The sequence below is a fragment of the Brevibacterium sp. Z349TD_9 genome, from assembly GCF_056173565.1.
This window is the reverse complement of sequence record NZ_CM149680.1, coordinates 3,403,266-3,422,445: the sequence shown is the minus strand read 5'-3', so window position 1 is coordinate 3,422,445 and position 19,180 is coordinate 3,403,266. Positions and strand designations below refer to the sequence as shown.

Annotated in this window: 11 protein-coding genes and 1 tRNA gene; 7 read left to right on the top strand and 5 right to left on the bottom strand. The window is 69.1% G+C overall.

Annotated features, from left to right (window positions below; all coding sequences use genetic code 11):
• Positions 1-126 precede the first annotated feature (126 nt).
• Both AC0VYB_RS15840 and AC0VYB_RS15835 read left to right on the top strand, forming a co-directional pair.
• Positions 127-1,254: an MBL fold metallo-hydrolase gene (locus AC0VYB_RS15840; RefSeq protein WP_095376378.1), complete on the top strand. Its 1,128-nt coding sequence runs from the start codon at positions 127-129 to the stop codon at positions 1,252-1,254.
• The gene (locus AC0VYB_RS15835; protein ID WP_475384835.1) at positions 1,251-2,387 is read left to right on the top strand and encodes a C45 family autoproteolytic acyltransferase/hydolase; all 1,137 of its coding nucleotides are present in this window, start codon (positions 1,251-1,253) and stop codon (positions 2,385-2,387) included. The genes AC0VYB_RS15840 and AC0VYB_RS15835 overlap by 4 nt, the downstream gene beginning before the upstream one ends.
• On the opposite strand, the gene AC0VYB_RS15830 is transcribed toward AC0VYB_RS15835, so the two are convergent.
• Both AC0VYB_RS15830 and AC0VYB_RS15825 read right to left on the bottom strand, forming a co-directional pair.
• Positions 2,384-3,400 (bottom strand): hypothetical protein, encoded by a 1,017-nt coding sequence (locus AC0VYB_RS15830; protein ID WP_144588921.1) that lies wholly within the window; start codon positions 3,398-3,400, stop codon positions 2,384-2,386. The genes AC0VYB_RS15835 and AC0VYB_RS15830 overlap by 4 nt on opposite strands.
• A 24-nt stretch (positions 3,401-3,424) precedes the next feature.
• The gene (locus AC0VYB_RS15825) at positions 3,425-4,084 is read right to left on the bottom strand and encodes a TetR/AcrR family transcriptional regulator (RefSeq protein ID WP_063250611.1); all 660 of its coding nucleotides are present in this window, start codon (positions 4,082-4,084) and stop codon (positions 3,425-3,427) included.
• A 171-nt stretch (positions 4,085-4,255) separates the two neighbouring features.
• Here AC0VYB_RS15825 and AC0VYB_RS15820 point away from each other — a divergent pair, with 171 nt between their 5' ends.
• Together AC0VYB_RS15820 and AC0VYB_RS15815 are read left to right on the top strand one after the other, a co-directional pair.
• Complete coding sequence (locus tag AC0VYB_RS15820; protein ID WP_063250610.1) at positions 4,256-7,180, top strand: MMPL family transporter; 2,925 nt, start codon at positions 4,256-4,258, stop codon at positions 7,178-7,180.
• Positions 7,177-9,663, top strand: a complete 2,487-nt coding sequence (locus AC0VYB_RS15815; RefSeq protein ID WP_144588923.1) for a YhgE/Pip family protein — start codon at positions 7,177-7,179, stop codon at positions 9,661-9,663. The genes AC0VYB_RS15820 and AC0VYB_RS15815 overlap by 4 nt, the downstream gene beginning before the upstream one ends.
• Positions 9,664-9,849: 186 nt before the next feature.
• Here the strand turns inward: AC0VYB_RS15815 and AC0VYB_RS15810 are convergent, their stop codons facing one another.
• Positions 9,850-12,186: an FAD/NAD(P)-binding protein gene (locus AC0VYB_RS15810; protein WP_475384834.1), complete on the bottom strand. Its 2,337-nt coding sequence runs from the start codon at positions 12,184-12,186 to the stop codon at positions 9,850-9,852.
• Positions 12,183-14,159: an LCP family glycopolymer transferase gene (locus AC0VYB_RS15805; protein ID WP_144588927.1), complete on the bottom strand. Its 1,977-nt coding sequence runs from the start codon at positions 14,157-14,159 to the stop codon at positions 12,183-12,185. The genes AC0VYB_RS15810 and AC0VYB_RS15805 overlap by 4 nt, the downstream gene beginning before the upstream one ends.
• A gap of 736 nt (positions 14,160-14,895) precedes the next feature.
• Here AC0VYB_RS15805 and AC0VYB_RS15800 point away from each other — a divergent pair.
• Both AC0VYB_RS15800 and AC0VYB_RS15795 read left to right on the top strand, forming a co-directional pair.
• Positions 14,896-14,984: transfer RNA gene (locus AC0VYB_RS15800), tRNA-Ser, on the top strand.
• Positions 14,985-15,306: 322 nt separating this feature from the next.
• Positions 15,307-15,900: a short chain dehydrogenase gene (locus tag AC0VYB_RS15795; protein ID WP_009381077.1), complete on the top strand. Its 594-nt coding sequence runs from the start codon at positions 15,307-15,309 to the stop codon at positions 15,898-15,900.
• 41 nt (positions 15,901-15,941) lie between these two features.
• On the opposite strand, the gene AC0VYB_RS15790 is transcribed toward AC0VYB_RS15795, so the two are convergent.
• Positions 15,942-17,549 carry a PucR family transcriptional regulator gene (locus AC0VYB_RS15790; RefSeq protein ID WP_009381076.1) on the bottom strand — a complete coding sequence of 536 codons (1,608 nt, stop codon included), beginning with the start codon at positions 17,547-17,549 and terminating at the stop codon, positions 15,942-15,944.
• A gap of 116 nt (positions 17,550-17,665) precedes the next feature.
• Here AC0VYB_RS15790 and AC0VYB_RS15785 point away from each other — a divergent pair, with 116 nt between their 5' ends.
• The gene (locus AC0VYB_RS15785; protein ID WP_475384833.1) at positions 17,666-19,150 is read left to right on the top strand and encodes a CoA-acylating methylmalonate-semialdehyde dehydrogenase; all 1,485 of its coding nucleotides are present in this window, start codon (positions 17,666-17,668) and stop codon (positions 19,148-19,150) included.
• Positions 19,151-19,180: the final 30 nt, after the last annotated feature.

Genomic DNA, 19,180 nt, shown 5'->3' with positions numbered 1-19,180 from the left:
GTCAGAGGGCCGGCATGCGCAGAGTTCAATTTTCATTGTCGAACGATCTTTCAGTTTTCGTGCCAGGGGAGTAGGTTGGATGGAGAACCTCGCCGAGGCTCGATGAGGAGAGAGGGACACCGCCGTATGCCGATCGAAACGCTCAGCCCCCAGCAGTCGCGCGCGTGGAAGGACCGCGTCCTCCCCGCCGTCGAAGAGGTCGCCGAGGGGGTCTGGGCGATTCCGGTCCCCATCCCGAACAATCCGCTCGTCTTCACCTACTGCTACGCGATCGCCGACGGTGCCGGCGTCGCCCTCATCGATCCGGGCTGGGACGGGCGGGACCAGTTCGCAGCCCTCACCTCGGCGCTGGCGGGGATCGGCTTCGCCGTCAGCGACATCCACGGCATCGCCGTCACCCACTACCACCGGGACCACATCGGACTCGTCCCCGCCCTCCTCAAGGCCAACCCCGAGATGTGGCTCGCCATCCACAGCGAGGACCTCCGTGCGGTCAAGCGCTTCGCCTCCCGGGCGGTCGACCTCGGCACCGGCACGGATCCCAACCTCAACATCGCCCGCGCCTACGGGGTGCCCGAAGAGCGGTGGCACGAGGTCGAGAGCCTCCAGGTGAGCAGGCCGGCCAAGGACGGCGACCGCCCGGCCAAGGACGGCGACCGCCCGGCCGGCGACGGCGAGAAGCCCCGGCGGGACCCCTTCGCCCTGCAGATGGCGCACCTGCCCGACTCGATCCTCACCCTCGAGGACGGGGCGACCCTGCCGCTCGAGACCGGGCGGCTCACGGCGATGTGGACACCCGGGCACACCTTCGGTCACACGGCCTTCGTCCGCGAGGACGCGCTCCTCCTCTCCGGCGACCACGTCCTGCCGACGATCACCCCGAACATCGGCCTCGACTCCGCGGCGATCACCCACAGCCTCGGCGACTACCTCGGTTCGCTCGAGAAGCTCGGCGACCTGCCCGCGGACATCGCCGTCCTCCCCGCCCACGGATTCCGGTTCCAGGGCCTGCAGGAGCGCAGCCGCGAACTCGTCGACCACCACCGGCGGCGCCTCGCCGAGATCGAAGCCCGGATGACCGAGACTGACAACCACTCCGTCTACTCGATCGCCCAGGGCCTGCACTGGGCGCGCGGCTTCGACGAACTCCACCACTTCAACCTCTTCGCCGCCCTCGCCGAGACCGCAGCGCACATGCACTACCTCGACCTCGACGTCGGCGTGGACTCGCTCGTTCCGCAGGGGCGCCCATGAGCACCGAGGTCGTCCCCGCCGCGAACGTCCGCCCCGAACTCTTCGTCACCCGGGCCCGCGACCACGTCCAGCGCGGACTCCAGCGCGGCAGGGACCTGCGCACCGGCATCGGGTCGGCGATCGCCGGCTACCAGCGCTACTTCTCCTTCCTCGGCATCGCCGAGGCGGACGTCCGGGCCGCTGCCGGCGACAGTTTCGCCCGCCTCGGCGACTGGGCCCCCGACCAGGCGGCCGAGATCTCCGCCGTCGCCGAAGGGTCGGGGCGGACGACGAACGAGATCATGCAGGTCATCGCCCGCACCGAGATCATGACGCTCGCCAAGGCGGCGCCCACCGAATGCTCGACGCTGAGCCGGACCCGCCCGGGAGCGACGATCTCGGCTCAGACATGGGACTGGCTCGCCGACTTCTCGACCCTGTGGCACCTTGCTGATGTCGGCGCGGTGCCCGGCCAGCTGCGCCATATCGGCATGGCCGAGTACGGGATGCTCGGCAAGATCGGCCTCAGCGAGGTAGGCGTCGGCGTCCACCTCAACATCCTCAAGCACGCAGGCGACCGGCCCGGGGGAGTGCCCGTCCACGCCGTCCTCGCCCAGGTGCTGTCGACGGCGCATGATCTCGCCGAGGCGCTCGAGACGATCCGCTCGGCCCCGACCTCCTCGTCGTCGGTCATCACCGTCGTCACCGCCGAGGCGGCCGTCCAGGTCGAGATCGCAGGGGAGACCAAGCGCGAACTCCGACCCGGCGATCCCCTGCCGGCCGACGCCCCGGCCTCGGCGGGCGACATCGCGGACGAGGGCGTGCTCATGCACACGAACCACTTCCTCCACCCCGATCTCCAGACCGGAGCTCTCGAGCTGCGCGCGGATTCGAGCTCCCGGCCGCGGTATGACCACCTCGCCGCGAAGATCGAGGGCACCACCGCCCCGGAGACGACCGCCGACCTCGTCGCTCTGCTCACGACGGGACCGGGAGATCCTCCGGTCTCGTGCCTCCCGGAACCCGGCGCACTCTATGGCGACCGGTCAGCGACCCTGGCGACGGTGCAGATCGACCCGGGTGCGAAGACGATCGATCTCGCACCCGGGTCACCGGCCGATGGACTGCGCGGCAACCGCCGCTTTCAGCTCTAGCTCTCCGACGCCGTGTCCTTGTCGGCAGGCGCGTCCGTGCCGTCCGACGACGAGCTTGCCCCCGCGGCTTCCTCCTCGCGCATCTCGATGACCGTGTCGAGTCCCTTCGCGATCGCCTCGGAGTCCTCGAGGGCGGCCTGCGCGAGCTTCCACGGAACGAGGTCGAGGTTCTGGTCGCCGATGACGAAACGGATGTAGGGCTGCTTGCTGCGCGGATCGTCGGCTTCGAGGTCGGCGCCGTAGCGCCACTGGCCGAGCCCGATGCGCCGGATCGTCTCGCCGATGAAGCGCATCGCTCCGGCGACGAAGGCGACTTCGTCGTCGGCCATCATCTCGTCTCGGGTGTCGTAGCGGACGGCGAGCTGCTTGCCGAGGCGCACAAGGCTGTCGCGGTCGAGCGCCCACGACTCCGGGTCGGCCTGCTCCTTCGTCCACGCGGCGATGCCGGGCTCGATGGTCCCGATGAAGCGGGAGAGGAACTCGACCTCCTCCTCGGTGGAGTTCTGTCGCGTGAGCATTCCGATCGACAGGCCCGTGCTCGTGCGGCGCTCGGCGTCCCCGAGCTCCTGCTGGGCGCGGTCGAGGACGGCGGTGAAGATCCCGCCCGTGCGCTGGTCGACGGCGGTGAGGACGACGGCGACGAGGGGGATCGGCTCGCCCTCGAGCTGGCCCTGCGCGTTGTCGGGACGGATGAACGGCATCCCGTTGCCCGTCGTCTCATCGTGGTCCCAGGCCCCGCCCACGGAGCGCAGGTACGTCTCGCCGAGGTAGCGGATGAGTCCCTCGACGAACCGGTGGTTCTCGGGGGCGACCACCTCGTCGGGGGTGGCGAACCGGGAGAGCACGAAGTGCTCGATGAGCGGCAGGGACTCGGGGCTGAGATCCTTGCGGAACGGGGCCTGGGTGCCGTCCTCCTGCTCGACGGACTCGGGGAGGTCCGCGAGGACGAACGCGCCGAGGCGGACGTCCATGTTGTTGATGAAGGCCGTGTATTCACGCTGAAGTTCAGTCACGCCCTCCACCTTAGCCGCTGGGTCTCAGGCGCGGGGGCACTCCCGGCCGTCGAAGTCGAGGAAGCGGAGGAGCACCTCGACGATGAGGCTCGGGTCGATGTCGACGGTCTCGTGGAGGTCGAGACCGGCCGCCGACTCGAGGGAGAGGTGGGTGAAGAGCGAGATGAGGATGGTGAGCAGGCTGTCGAGCGGCACCGTCGGCACCGCGTGGACGTTGTCGATCGCGGTCTGGACGAGACGGGCCAGCCGTTCGAGTCGCCGGGCGTCGAGTTCCTGGTAGCGCACGTAGAGCTCGGGCACCCGCAGGCAGTAGAGGGTGATCTCCTGCTCGGCGATCGCATCGGCGGCGGTGAGGAGCTTCTCGGTGAAGATCTCCTCGATGAACTGGGTGAGCAGGGGCCTGATCTCTCCGGCGTCGGTGTCGTCGAGCTGCTCCTTCCACCGCTGGATCGTCGCATCGAGGCGGTCGAGGGTCTCGGCGGTGCGGATCTCGATCGTTGCGAGGACGAGGTCGTCGCGACTGGAGAAATTCGAGTAAAACGCACCGCGGGTGAGCCCGCCGGCCTCGCAGATCTCCTCGATCGATGCGCCCTCGATGCCCTTGACCGCGAACACGGAGACCCCCGCTTCGACGAGGGTGGAACGGGTGCGGCGCCTGCGGTCGCTGAGGTTCTCTGTGTTCATCGCCTGTCTGTCTTCGTCTCTCTGGGTGGGGATGCCTCCCGTCGGGGAGGCCGCATGAAACTGAGCATCCCATGGGAAATCACACGATTCTCTCACAGTGATTTGCGCTGAGCGGGAGGTGTCAACAAGAATACATGACTGTATCCAATACACTTTTGTATCGAGGTTTCCGTGTCGACATTCCTCTACGCTCTCGGCCGCAGAGCGTTCCGTCAGCCGCTGCGCTTCGTCGCACTCTGGCTCGTCATCCTCGGACTCGTCGCCGCGGGAGTCGCCGCCTTCGCCAAGGACTTCGACGACGACTTCACCCTGCCCGGCTCCGAAGCCCAGACCGCGCTCGACGCGATGCGCGCGACCTTCCCCGAAGCCGCCGGCACCTCGGCGTCGGTCATCGTCGTCGCCGCCGACGGGGACTCGGTCGAGGACCAGCCTTACCGCGACGCGATCGAGAAGGCCGTCGACGACCTCGGCGAGCTGCCCCACGTCGACGCTGTGACCTCACCGTTCGACGACATGGTCACGGGCGCGATCAGCGGGGACAAGTCGGCGGCGATGATCTCCGTCCAATACGACGGGACCCTCCAGGAGGTCGGCGGGGAGACCGCCTCGAACGCCCTGACGGCCGCCCTCGACCCCATCCGCGCGGACCTGCCCGGCGCCCAGGTCGAGGCCGGCGGTGAGCTCTTCCAGATCACCGGGGTGCACGTGTCCTGGGTCGAAGGCGTCGGCGTCGTCATCGCCTTCATCGTCCTCCTCCTCACCCTCGGCTCGTTCCGGGCCGCGGGCATGCCGCTCATCACCGCGCTCATCGGCGTCGGCATCTCCGTCCTCCTCGTCGTCGGCTCGACGGCGTTCGGACCGGTGAACTCCTCGTCGATCATGCTCGCCCTCATGCTCGGCCTCGCCGTCGGCATCGACTACGCGCTCTTCATCGTCTCCCGCGCCCGCTCGCTCCTCGCCGAAGGCCTCGAACCCCAGGAGGCTGCGGGACGGGCGACCGCGACCGCCGGATCCGCCGTCGTCTTCGCCGGGCTCACCGTGATGATCGCCCTCCTCGGCCTCTCCCTGGCCGGCATCCCGTTCCTCACCGTCATGGGCATCGGCGCCTCGGGCGCCGTGGCGATTGCCGTGATGATCTCCCTGACGATGGTCCCCGCACTGCTCGGCATCGCGAAGGGGAAGATCACCCCGAAGCCCTCCCGCCGGTACCGGAAGGCCATGGCCCGCGCCGAGGCGGCCGCCGCCTCCGGGGGACCCGATCCCCGCACCGATCCCGCCGTCCTCGCCGAGGCGGGCGAGCCCTATCCGGCCACCCGCACCGACCGGTTCTTCGCCGGCTGGCTGTCCCTGGTGACGAAGGCGCCGATCGTGACGATCGTCCTCATCGTCGGAGGCCTCAGCCTCTTCGCGATCCCCGCCTCCCAGCTCCAGCTCTCCCTGCCCACCGCCGGCAGCCAGGAGGAGGGCAGCCCGGCGCGGACGACGTACGACCTCATCGAGGAGCACTTCGGCCCCGGCTTCAACGGACCGCTGGTGATGACGAGCCAGATCGTCACCTCCGACGACCCGCTCGGCGACGTCGAGGACATCGAGGAGCGCATCGCCGCGGTCCCCGGCGTCGACGAGGTCGTGCTCGCCACACCGAACCGGGATGCGACCTCCGCGCTCTTCCAGATCATCCCGACGACCGCCTCGGACGACCCGGCGACCCTCGACACCGTCAACCGACTCCGGGACCTGAGCACCCAGATCGAGGACGACTACGGCTTCGAGACCGCCGTCACCGGGGCCACGGCCATCCAGATCGACGTCTCCGATCAGCTCGGCAAGGCGCTCGTGCCCTTCGGCATCTTCGTCGTCGGCCTCTCGATCATCCTCCTCACGATCGTCTTCCGCTCGATCGCCGTACCGCTCAAGGCCACAGGCGGGTTCCTCCTCTCGGTCTTCGCCTCCTTCGGTTCGGTCGTCCTCGTCTTCCACGAGGGGTTCCTCGCCGGCCCCCTCGGGATCGACCAGACCGGGCCGGTCATCAGCTTCCTGCCGATCATCCTCATGGGCATCCTCTTCGGCCTCGCGATGGACTACGAGGTCTTCCTCGTCTCCGGGATGCGCGAGGCCTACGTCCACGGGGCGAGTGCGACCGCGGCGATCCGGGCGGGCTTCATGTCCTCGGCCCGCGTCGTCTCCGCCGCCGCCGTCATCATGTTCTCCGTCTTCGCCGCCTTCGTCCCCGCCGGTGAGCCGATCATCAAATCGATCGCGCTGGCGCTCGCCGCAGGCATCTTCGTCGACGCTTTCCTCGTGCGGATGTCGCTCGTGCCCGCGATCATGCAGCTCCTCGGCGACAAGGCGTGGTGGCTGCCGACGTGGCTCGACCGGATCCTTCCCCGCCTCGACGTCGAAGGGGAGGGGCTCGCCCACGAGGTGGCGCTGCGCGACTGGCCCGAACCGAACTCGCCCTACCGGATCTACGGGCGCGGTCTCGGGGTGAGCGCCGGCGGCAGGGGCTTCTCCCACGTCGACCTCGCACTCCTGCCCGGGCAGACGCTCGTCGTCAGCGGCACCGACCGGACCGCGCTGCTCCTCGCGCTCACCGGGCGTGTGCCCCTGAGCGCAGGCGAACTGAAGATCGGATCCCTTGTCCTCCCCGAACACGCGGGCAAGGTCAGGCGCACGGTGCCGTTCTTCGACCTCGGCAGGGTGGGAACACCGGCACCGGGAGCCGGGGAGATCGCCCGACTGCGGGCGAATCCACCGGATCTCCTCGTCATCGACGGCGCTGAGGCGCTCGCCCACAGTCAGGGACGGTACCTCGCCGACGCCCTGCCCGAGCTCACCGCCGACGGCACGGCTCTCGTCCTCGCCCTCCCCGACGGGGACGTGCGGGGCATCCTCGCGCCGAACGCGGACTACCTCCACCTCGATCTCGACGACGCGGCCGTCGGTGCGACGGCCGACGGCGAAGCGACCGCGGTCGACGATCCGGACGACCGCCTCGGCGGGAGCCCCACGGCAGGCGAGGACCGCCTCGGCGAGAGAGGCGATGGACCCGGCGTGCGCGCCGATGACTTCAACAGGGAAGGCGTACAGTCATGAGACTTGAGCGAGCGAACTCGAAGAGGCCCGTGACGTGGGTGTCCTTCGCAGGCCTCGTGCTCATCCCCATCATCGTGGCCGCCGGATTCATCCTTGCCACGTGGAAGAGCAGCGACCGCCTCGAGACGATCGACGCGGCCATCGTCAACAACGACGACGGCGCGGAGGTCGACGGGAAGACCGTGCCCATCGGCCGTGAGCTGACCAGCGGACTCGTCGGCGAGACGGAGAACAACATCCACTGGGTCATCACCGACGAGGAGGACGCGGAGAAGGGACTCGCCGACGGCACGTACGCGGCCCGGCTGACGATCCCCGAAGGGTTCTCCCGGGCGGTCACCTCGGTCTCGGATGCGAAGTCCGCGACGCAGACCCAGCTCGACGTCGACGTCTCCGGGGTCGTCCCGGCCAGCGACCAGCTCATCTCCCGTTCGGTCGCCGAGGTGGCCCGGACGACGTTCAACACGTCGATGACCGAGAACTACCTCGACAACATCTACCTCGGCTTCAACGACATCGGCACGCAGATGCGCAAACTCGGAGATGCCGCGGGCGAACTCGACGACGGAGCCCAGCAGCTCTCATCGGGCACCCGGCAGTCCGCCGACGGAGCCGGTGAACTCGCCGACGGAATGGGCCAGCTCGACGAGTCGGGCGGTGAGCTGAACAAGGGTGCCGGGGACCTCGCGAAGGGCGCGGGCGATCTCGCCGAAGGCACCTCGGGGCTCGCGACCGGCCTCGACACCATGAAGACACAGACGAAGGACCTGCCGGAGAACACGCAGAAGCTCGCCGACGGTGCCGACGAGCTCTCGACCGGAGCCGACGACCTCTCGAAGGGGGCGGGGGACCTCTCCGACGGCGTCGACGAGTACACGACCTCGATCGACGAGATCATCAGGGGACTCTCCGGGTCGGGGGCCGGCGGCTCGGGCTCCGGTGAGGGCGGCCTCGACGACCTCATCGACGGGGCGAAGGACCTCGACAAGGGCGCCCAGGGTGTCGCGGAAGGAGCCGGCGGGCTCTCCGACGGCCTGGGGTCGTACCGAGACGAACTGCAGAAGCGCGCCGACGGTGCCGACCAGCTGGCGCAGTCGAACCCGGGCCTCGACGGTCTTGTCAGCGCGGGAATGATCTCGAGCGGCGAGTCCGACCAGATCCGGGCACAGCTGTGCCCGGCGGGCACCCCCGACGAGGTCTGCGCCGGGATGGAGAAGGCCTACGCACAGGGGCTGCTCAACGGCACCTCGGGTGGGCTGGGCTCAGCCGTCGACGGTCTCGGCTCGACCGACGACGAGCAGTCCCTCCTCGGCGGGGCGGCGTCCCTCAAGGACGGCAGCGCCGAACTCAGCTCGGGAATGAGCGAGTTCGCGAAGGGGCTCGAGAAGGGCCTCGGCGACCTCGCGAAGGGGATGAAGGACATCTCCGACAACGCGCCGAAGCTCCTCGAGGCCTCGAAGGGGCTGCGCGAGGGGGCGTCCGGGGTCGCCGACGGCAATGCCAAGCTCGCCGACGGAGCCTCCGACCTCAGTGACGGCACCCAGCGGCTCGCCGACGGGATGCCCAAGCTCACCGACGGCATCGCCGAGGCCGCTGACGGTGCCGGGAAGCTCGATGACGGTGCCGGGAAGCTCGCCGAGGGCGCCGACCAGTTCGCCGGCGGTGTCGGGAAGTACACGACGGGTGTGTCCCAGGCGGCGACGGGATCGCAGGATCTTGCGGGCGGACTCGACCAGCTCGCCGACGGATCGGAGAAGTACTCCGACGGCGTCGGGGAGTTCTCCGACGGCGTCCAGGACGGTGCCGACGAGGTGCCCTCGTACACGGCCCCGGAACGGGACACGCTCTCAACGGTCGCCGCGGCGAACATCGAGGCACCGGACACGGATTCGGTGACGAACCTGCTCACCGGATCGACGATCGCCCTGCTCATCATGCTCGCCCTCTGGGTCGGCGGACTCGTCACCTACACCGTGCTCAAGCCCATCCCGTCCTCGACGCTGCTGTCGACGCAGTCCTCGGTCCTCGTGTGGCTGCGCGGGCTGGTGCCGGGTGTCGCCGTCGGTCTCGTCCAGGCGCTCGTGCTCGCGATCCTCGCGGTCACCGTCATGGACATCGACGCCATCCAGGGCTTCGACATCGCGGTCCTCACGTTCGTCACCGCGATCGTGTTCATGATCCTCAACTTCGCGCTCGTCGCGTGGCTCGGGGGAGTGGGCAGGTTCCTCTCGGTGATCGCAGTCGTCCTCGCCGTCGCCGGTCGCACGATCGGTGCGGTGCCCGAGTTCTTCACGTTCATCGCCCCGTTGCTGCCGCTGACCCCCGCGATGAACGGGTTCGCAGCGATCGCGGCGGGCACCCCGGGGCTGGCCGCGGCGTATGGTGGGCTGCTTGCGTGGGCGGTCATCGGGCTCGTGGCCTCGCTGCTCGCGATCGTGCGGGCGCGCACGACGAAGCCGGAGGCCGCCCTCGCCATGGCGTAGGCCGGAGCCTGCCACCCGCCCGCTCGATCCAGCCTTCCGTCCGCTCGTTGCAACCACCCGTCCGCTCGATCCACAGTTGGCACGGATTCCGCGTCGCCCGCGACGCGGATTCCCGGCTGCGCGTGGATCGAGAGTGCCGGAGCGATCAGCTTGTTCCAGCAGCGACCGGGTTCGTCGGCCCGGGCCTCAGATGAGGTCGAGGATCGCCTCGGCGGCAGCGTGCGAGTCCGCGAGAGTCGTCGCATCGGAGTCGGGGTTGGCCGCGATCGCAAGACCCCACTGGACCGAGGAGAGCTGGATCGACAGTGCGAAGCGACGCGGATGGGCCGAACCCTCCTCGTCGATCGTGCGGTAGGGGCGCTCCGTGACCGCGAGACCGCTCAGCCGCTTCTCGCGACCGTCGTCCAAGGTCAGGCGGGCCGGGGTGAGCTGACCGCGGTCGACCATCCCGTGGATGAGGACATCGGCGGCGAGAGCGAGGGAGTTCGTCGGGGAGGCGGCATCGATGACGACGCTTCCCGTGATCGTTCCTACCACCCTCGCCGAGGTGACCGCGAAGATCTGCGGGAGAGGATCGTCGTCAGCACCGGAGTCCACCGATGCTGCGGATTCCACCGATGCTGCGGGATCCTGTGCGGTCGAACTCTGCGGGTCCGTCTCCACCGAGTACTCGGGGTTCTCGCCGATGTGCATATCGGGGCCGATGAAGCGGACGACGCCCGCCTCGGCGAGGGCGATGAGTTCGGCGATCCGCCTCGGCGGGGGACCGTCGCAGATTCCGGACACGAAGCCCTCGAACCAGCCGCGGATCTCCATGTCGACGCTCACCGGATCGATGTGGCCAGCGGCGATGAGCTCCTTGAGAAGGAGCCTCGACTGCCAGAGGACCATGAACAGCGCTTTGACCGGGCTGTCCTTGGGGCCGGCGAGCGAGTCGCGCAGGTCGGTGCGGAGGAAGTCGAGCATCCAGTCGTGGAGGGAGTCCGGTTCGCCGGGTTCGCGGCTTGAGAACTCGAGCCCGTCGAGCGGGTCGAGGAGATCGTGGAGCGACATCCGGTGAGCCGGATCGGGGACGAGCTCCTCTTCGATCTCCGCCCAGGCGAAGGCCTCACGCGTGACACGGCCCTGGCGGGAGGAGTCGCTCGCCGACTCGGCCTCCGGGTGGGTCTCCTGCCAGGTGCGGCGGGTCAGGTGGCGGGAGACCGCCTCGGCGATGGCTTCGCGCAGGCGCCCGGGATCGTCGGCGAACGCGTCGGGATCCGTGCGCGCGAGCGTGCGGTAGTAGGCGAAGCGGAGGTCGGCGAGGATGAGCGGCCACAGCTGGTCGTTGAAGCGGGCCCCGGCCCGGCGTTCGCCCTCGAGATCGTCGATGCCGGCGAGGAGGGCGACATTCTCCTTCGTGAAGTACCGCAGCGGCCAAGCCGAGCGCGGATGCTCGTGGCTGATCGGCTTGCTCCGGTAGGGGATGCCGCGCCGGGAGCCGAGGAAGAGGGCGGGTTCCTTCCCGCTCGGGAGGTAGCGGACGGTCCCGGAGGCGGTCGAGGTCGCGGAGTTATCGGACCATGCGTCGGACTCCGCGGCGGACTCCGCGGCGGATGCGCCGGCGTCCGACGTGCCGGCGCCATCTGACGTGCCGGCGTCGACGAAGCTGCCGCCGCGCTCGATCGTCAGCAGCGTCTGGACGTCGAAGTAGTTGAGCCCCATGCCCCGGACGAGGACGCGCGCGTGGGCGGGGATCTCGTCGAGCGGGGCTTCGGCCGGGAGGCTCTGGGGGATGTAGATCCCGCCTGAGCGCTGGGCGAAGGCGGCGAGACGGGCACGCTCCTCGGTCGGAGTGCTGGGGATGTGGCCGACGGCGAGGACGACGGCTGCGGCGATGATCGTCGTTCCGTCCTCGCACCGGATGAGCTGAGGGGGAACCGCCTCGGCGGGGTCACCGGGAAGGTCGACGGCGGGAAGGTCGATGACCGACTCGGCGCGGGTGCGGTGTTCGACGATCTGGATGAAATCGGGGGCGGAGTCGCGGATCCGGGCGTAGGCGTCGCTGAGGTACTCCCCGTAGAGGGTGCGGCTGGGGAACGTCGAATCGACGGGCTCGGTGCCGCCGGATGCGCGGTACCACTCGGCCATCGACGGACCGAACGGAGAGCGGCCGGCCGCATCGGGGGAGGGGACCGCCGCCCCGGTGGAGGAGGCGGACGCCACGGAGGAGCTGTCGGTGGACCCGGGGGTGCGGTCGTCGGGGCGGGCCGCGTCACCGGCATCGATCGCCTCGGCGAGGAAGGAGCAGCTGCCGTCGGGGAAGATCGTCTGTTCGCCGATCGTCGTGTTCATGAGCAGGCTCGTCGGCTGGTCGGTGCGCCAGACGATGCCCGCACCCGGTGGGTACGGGTCGACGAGGTGGATGACGATCGGTCCGCGCGCGGGATCCCAGCCGCGGGCACCGAGGGCGACGAGTCGCTCGAGGACGCTCAGCCCGCGTGGGCCGACCCCGATGATCGCGACGGAGTGGTCGGCGCTCACTCCTGGTCTCCGGCGCCCGGGCCGGGGTAGCCGGGCCAGGGGTCACCGGGCTGGTAGTCCTTGGGGTAGCACTTGCCCTCGGCGTTGGGTTCGCCGGGCACACCCGAGTCATCGGTCGAGGTTCCCGCACCGTCGCCGCTCGGGGCATCGGTGCCGGTCTCGACGTCCTGGCTGTGGTCCTGCTGGCCCTGGTCCTCCGAGGACTCCGAGGACTCTGAAGAGTCACCGGAGTCGGTGGCTCCGTCAGTCTTCGACGGGTCGTTCGTCGGGCGCGGCGATTCGGCGCCGTCGGAGGCACCCTTGATCTCGCCCTGGATCCACTTGTGGAGGACATCGAAGTCGGGGTTGTAGGTGGGGGTGACGTCGTTGTTGATCTGGACCGTCGTCACGTCGCCCTTCTGCATGGCCACGGCGAGTTCGATGAAGGCCGGGATCTCGTTCTGGGGGATCGAGGTCGCGATGTTCTTCGTCGCCGACCCGGCGAGCTTCGGGTAGGCCGCGGCGAGCTCCTGCGGGTCGATCTGCTCGAGCGTCGTCTTGAGCATCCGCTGCTGACGGCACATGCGGTCGTAGTTGTCGCTGCCCTCACGGGAGCGGACGTACCACAGGGCCTTCTTGCCCTTGAGGTTCTGCTGACCGGGGTCGATCCAGCCGAAGACCCGGTTCGGCACTCCGGACATCGACTTGCCGCCGCCCATCGGGATGGGGCGTTCGACGTCGATGTTCACTCCGCCGATGGCGTCGACGACGTCCTCGAACCCGGCCATGTCGACCGAAGCCCAGTAGTCGAGATTGAGGCCGAGTGATCCTTCGACCGCGGCCATCGTCGCCGTCATCCCCGGTTCGAGGCCGTTCGTTTCGCCAACGGCGTCGGGATTCTGCTCGCCCCACTGCCACACGGCGTTGATGAGGTCCTCCGAGGAGTCCCCGGTGGGACGGAACCCGTTGGGCCAGACCTCGGCCTCGGGGCTGCCTTCGGGGAAGATCGGGAACGCGAGGTTGCGCGGCACGGAGATGAGGGCGGCGTTGCCGGTCTTCGTGTCGATCGAGGCGACGAGCATAGTATCCGGGCGGGTGCCCTGACGGTCGTCGCCGTTGTCGCGGCCGATGAGGAAGACGTTGATGTAGGGCTTGTCCTTCCACAGCTCCTTGGCGTCGACCGTCTTTCCAGTGCTCTCGCCGAAGAGGCTCGCGATCGTGTCGCTCTGGACGCGGGCGTAGACGGAGCCGATGCCGAAGGGGATCCCGATGATGAGGACGAGGGAGACGATGAGCACACCGGAGAGGCGGTTCTGCCAGGGCAGGTAGCGATGCCCGCGCCGGAGTCCGAGGTAGGAGAGGACGACGACGATGATCCAGATGAGACCGACGGCGACGGCGGCGAACGCGATGAAGTTGAGCAGGGAGGGGCTCGCGATGATCGTGCCGATCGCGTGGACGGGTCCCTTGATGAGGAGGTAGCCGATGACGAAGAGGATCGTGAGGACGAACCCGCCGAAGACGATGAGGCCGAGCGGACGGAACCGCGTGCGCAGGAGTCCGATGCCCGGAAGCAGGGTGCTCAGCGACGTCCATCCGACAAGGCTGGGGAAGGCCTCGCCGAGGCGGGAGGAATGACGGCGGGTGCGCTCGGGACCGCCGGAGGCGGGCTTGTCACCGTCACCGTTGCCGTTGTTGCCGGAGCTGTAGCCGGAGCCGGAGCTGTTGCCCGGGGCGGGGGAGCCGGCGCTGACGGCGGTTGCCGGTGCTGCCGCTGCGGCTGTCGGAGCCGCCGCCGCGGCTGCGCGCTGCGAGCGGCGACGGCCGGAGTCGGAGTCCCGGGAGGAGCGCTGATCCTGATCTGCGCGGGAATCGTCGGCCCGCGCCGAGGCGGTTCGGGACTCAGGTGCGGAGGAGCGCCCGCGGTCAACGTTGCCGGCGGCTGCGGCGACGCCGGCAGCGCTCGCCCCGCCGGCGGCAGCCGCGCGGAGCATCCTCGCCTCACGGCGGGTGCGGGGTGCGACGGGACGCGGGGTCGGGGCTTTGGACCGGGGCGACTGCTCGTCGGACGAATCGGAGGTGGAGCCGCCTCGGCGAGAGCTGTTGAGGGAGTAGTCCCCGCGGGAATCGGAGCCGGACGGACGCGGAGGCTGGTGGGCGGCAGACGGTGGGGCTGGTTCGGAGGCCCGGCGGGTCGAGTCGGCGCCGCGCGGGGACTGCGGCGGTGCATCGGTGTGGTTCTCGGTCGAGCTGGCGGCGGCCTCGCCGCGGAAGCGGGGGCGGGATGACGCGCGGAGGCGGCGGCCTGCAGATGGAGAATCGGGGTCGCTCCCCTGAGGTCCTCTCTTGTCAGGGGGAAACTCTGGCAAGTTCTTAACTCCTCGTTGCTCATCTCGTGCGCCGCGTGTCGGGCCGTTGACGCCTCGTCTTCGGCGCAGATGTCTCCCGCAATGTCCGTCGTTGGGGGCGTATCGGAGCGCGAACCACGGGTCACATCAGGTCGATTTTACGCCCCTACATTGACGAATGCTGGAATTCGCGCGGATATGCGCCTGCGAAACCGCCCTAACATCAGCAAATGCGACGATCCTCGTACCAGCGACTATGATCAAGCCCACTCTGCCGCAGTGAACTTTGCTCTGGGAGGTTCCTTTCGCATAGGCTGGTCTTCGCAGTGTCAACTGTGGTTTCGGGGCATGCGTCGAGCGTGTCGCCCCGAGGCGAGAATCTGGAGTCGTGGCTGAGCGGCCGAAAGCATCACCCTGCTAAGGTGAAGTCCCTTGAACTGGGGACCGTGGGTTCAAATCCCACCGGCTCCGCGTTTGTGAGAAGCCCCTGCGATCCGTTTGTCTGAGCGGATCGCAGGGGCTTCTGCGTGCCCGGCTGCGGCCGGAGAGCCGACTGTGCACGAGGTCTGTTGGCCTCCCCGTTGTGGTCGAATAACTGAGGGAAAAACGCCCAAACGGCTCAGAATCCTCGGTTCTTCGACCACAAACAGCCGAGGAGTCGGCGGATCCCCTGAATGTCAGTGCCGGAGTCTAGTGTGGTGTGTGCCGGTCGGACCTTGCCGGCGATGACCGGGCGAACCGCCGAGTCCTCGGCGATCCGCACGAGAAGCAAAGGTGCGAAGGAGTGCCCACTATGAGAATTCTTGTCGTCGGAGCAGGCGGTCATGTCGGGCGGGTGGCCGTGGCCGAGTTCGAAGCGCGCGGACACGAGGTCATCTCCGCCTCACGGTCGACGGACCCAGGAGTCGACACGAGTGATCCCGCGTCGATCCAGGGGTTGCTCGACGCGGTCGGCGAGGTCGATGCCATCGTCGTCGCCGCCGGCTCCGTCCCATTCAAACCCGTCACCGACCTCACCCGCGACGACTATCTCTCGGCCCTGACCTCGAAGGTCCTCGGCCAGGTCGAGTTCGTCACCCAGGGCCTCGACCATGTTCGGGACGGCGGATCGATCACGCTGACCAGCGGAGTCCTCAGTCGCGAATCGGTGCCGACCGCGGCAGCGGCCGCGCTGGCCAACGGCGCACTCGAGTCCTTCGTCATGGCCGCTGCCCCGGAGCTGCCGAGGGGGATCCGGATCAATGCCGTCAGCCCCAATGTGCTCGCGAACTCGCCGCACTTCCACGACGCCTTCGCCGGGATGATCCCCGTGACCGATGAGGAGGTGGCCGCGGCCTTCGTGCGTGCCGTCGAGGGCAACGTCACCGGCCGCACCCTGACCGTCTGAGCCCTGTCAGTACGCCTCACCGATTCATCCGGTGCGGCTCCTCACCGATTCATCCGCCACCACAGGAGGGCGACGTGGAGCGCGGTCCTCGACTCGGCGTCGTCGAGGGAGACGCCGAGTCGGTCCTGGAGCTTCGCGAGCCGCGCGTAGAGGGCGGGTCGGGAGAGGAACCCGGCCCGTGCCACCGCTGACTTGTTCCCACCGTGGGCGAGGACGAGCTCGAGGAAGTCGAGCATCTCCTCGTCGTCGGTCTCGAGCAGCGGTCCGAGCTCCCCTTCGGCGAAGCCGCGCAGCCGAGGATCGTCGCCGAGGAGCGCGAGCAGTCCGCGCAGCCGCACGTCGCCGGCGCGGTAGAAGACCTGCTCGCGGACATCGAGGGTGGCGACCACCTCGGCGACCTGAGCGGCTGACTCGAGACGCGACACCGCCGTGAGCAGGGACGAGCTGCTCCGGCCCACCCCCACCGCCCACGTCGTCCCGAGATCGGCGATCTCCTCGAACACGCGGTGCAGAGCCTTCGACTCATCGCCGCGCCCAGGCAGAGCGAGGACGAGCCCGAACGACCCGGACTGCAGTCCCGTCGACAGCGTCGAGACACCGGCTCGGGCGGCAGCGGCAGTCGCCTCCTGGATGAGTGCGCGCTCCCATAGCTGCATCCGCGTCGGATCCGTGCTCGGATCCCGGTCGAGGCGGATGACGGCGGGCACAAGCCGCGACGCGCCAGGCGGTTCGAACCCGAGCGAACGCGCCCGGGCTCTGGCCTGCGCCTCGTCCTCGGCGCCGACATCCATGAGCTCGCGGACGAAACCCGCCTGGGCCTGGAGCAGCAGATCCCGTTCGTCGGTCTCTGCCATGCGGGTGAGCGTGAGCGCTTGTGCCGCCCGTTCGATGATCTGCTCGACATTGGCCGCGCCGGTCGGCAGGCCCGGCACGACGAGGCGGCCCCACCGCCGCGACTGCAGACCGACCGGGATCTGCGGCCAGTCACGTCGGACATACGCGTCGGCCCCGGAGACGAGTGCGACCCAGTTGGCGACGAGCGCCTCTGCTCCCGGACCGGCCTGGGCGAGCACCCGATGGGCGACATCCTCGAGGACGACCGGGGCTCCGAGCAGCTCGGCAGTGCGCGCGACGATCGCACTGACCTCGGCCCGCTCGAGGCTGAGCTGCGTGTAGGTCTCATGGATCTCCCGCGCCCGTTCGAGACGCCCGAGCTGCTCGGCCAGCAGCGAGCGGTGGGCGACCTCGGTGATGCGGACGAACTTGATCCGATGCGTGAGGACGACGACGGGAAGCTCGCGCCCGGACGCCGCATGGCGGACCACCTCGGCGGCCTGCTCATCCGGATCCGAGGCATCGTCGACGAGTTCGACGACGACACCCGCGGCACCAGCCGCCTCGAGCTGATCGAGGAAGACCGTCATTGCGGCAGGGGAGCGGCGGAAGGTCTGCGCGGTCGTAAGGACGAGTTCGCCGCCTTCGAGGAACTGCTCGACGTGTTCGGAATCGGCGATGTGCACCCACCGGATCGGGCGATCGAGGTCGGCCTCCCCGGCCACGACCTCGGGCGCACCGCTGCGGATCTCCTCGAGATCGAGCACCCCGGCGACGGTGAGGCTCGCTGCGGCCTCCGACCTCTCAACGTTCATTGACACAGTGTAATTCTCAAGACGGCAGAACTGACACTCTGACACTGTCGTGCGGCCGGGTGGGCGACGACGATGGGAGCAGAGCACCCCTGTCATCGACGCAGAAGGACACCCCCATGGCCGCCATCTCCCACTGGATCAACGGACGGACCGTTCCCGCCGGACCCGACACCCGCCTCGGCGAGGTGACGAACCCCGCCACCGGAGAGGTCACGGGGGAGGTCGCGCTCGCCGATGCCGCCACCACGGAAGGCGCGATCCGGGCCGCCACCGAGGCGTTCCCCGGCTGGCGCGACACGTCCCTGGCCAAGCGCACGGCGATCCTCTTCGCGTTCCGCGAACTGCTCAACGCCCGCAAGCAGGAGCTCGCCGAGATCATCACCGCCGAACACGGCAAGGTCCTCTCCGACGCCCTCGGCGAGATCGCCCGCGGGCAGGAGGTCGTCGAGTTCGCGTGCGGCATCGCCGGCCTGCTCAAGGGCGGCTTCTCCGAGAACGTCTCGACGACCGTCGACGTCCACTCGCTGCGCCAGCCGCTCGGTGTCTCAGCGATCATCTCGCCCTTCAACTTCCCCGCGATGGTCCCCATGTGGTTCTTCCCCGTCGCGATCGCCGCCGGCAACACCGTCGTCCTCAAGCCCAGCGAGAAGGACCCGAGCGCCGCGAACTGGCTCGCCGCCCTCTGGCAGGAGGCCGGACTGCCCGACGGTGTCTTCAACGTCGTCCACGGCGACAAGGCGGCCGTCGACACGATCCTCACCAGCCCGGACGTCGCCTCGGTGTCCTTCGTCGGCTCCACCCCGATCGCGAAGTACGTCTACGAGACCGGGACCGCCACCGGCAAACGGGTCCAAGCCCTCGGCGGGGCGAAGAACCACATGCTCGTCCTCCCCGACTCCGACCTCGACCTCGCCGCCGATGCCGCCGTCAACGCCGGATACGGCGCCGCGGGGGAGCGGTGCATGGCGATCTCCGTCGTCGTCGCCGTCGAGCAGATCGCCGATGAGCTCGTGGAGAAGATCGCCGAACGCACCCGCACCCTGCGCGTCGGCGACGGCGCGACCGAACCCGATATGGGGCCGCTCATCACCGCCGCCCACCGTGACAAGGTGGCAGGCTACATCGATGCCGGCGCCGAGGCGGGAGCCACCGTCGTCCTCGACGGCCGGGACGATGTCCCCGCCGACGGGTTCTTCCTCAATCCGACGCTCTTCGACCACGTCAGCCCGGACATGTCGATCTACACCGACGAGATCTTCGGACCCGTCCTCTCCGTCGTCCGCGTGCCCGGCTACGACGAAGGCCTCGACCTCATCAACGCCAACCCGTACGGCAACGGCACCGCGATCTTCACCAACGACGGCGGTGCCGCGCGCCGCTTCGAACGCGAGGTCGAGGTCGGCATGGTCGGCGTCAACGTGCCCATCCCCGTCCCCGTCGGCTGGTACTCGTTCGGCGGGTGGAAGAACTCGCTCTTCGGCGACACCCACGCGTACGGCGAGGAGGGCGTGCACTTCTTCACCCGCGGCAAGGTCGTCACCTCCCGCTGGCTCGACCCCAGCCACGGCGGCCTCAACCTCGGCTTCCCGACCCACGACTGACCCACGACTGACCGCCTCGGCGACAAGACA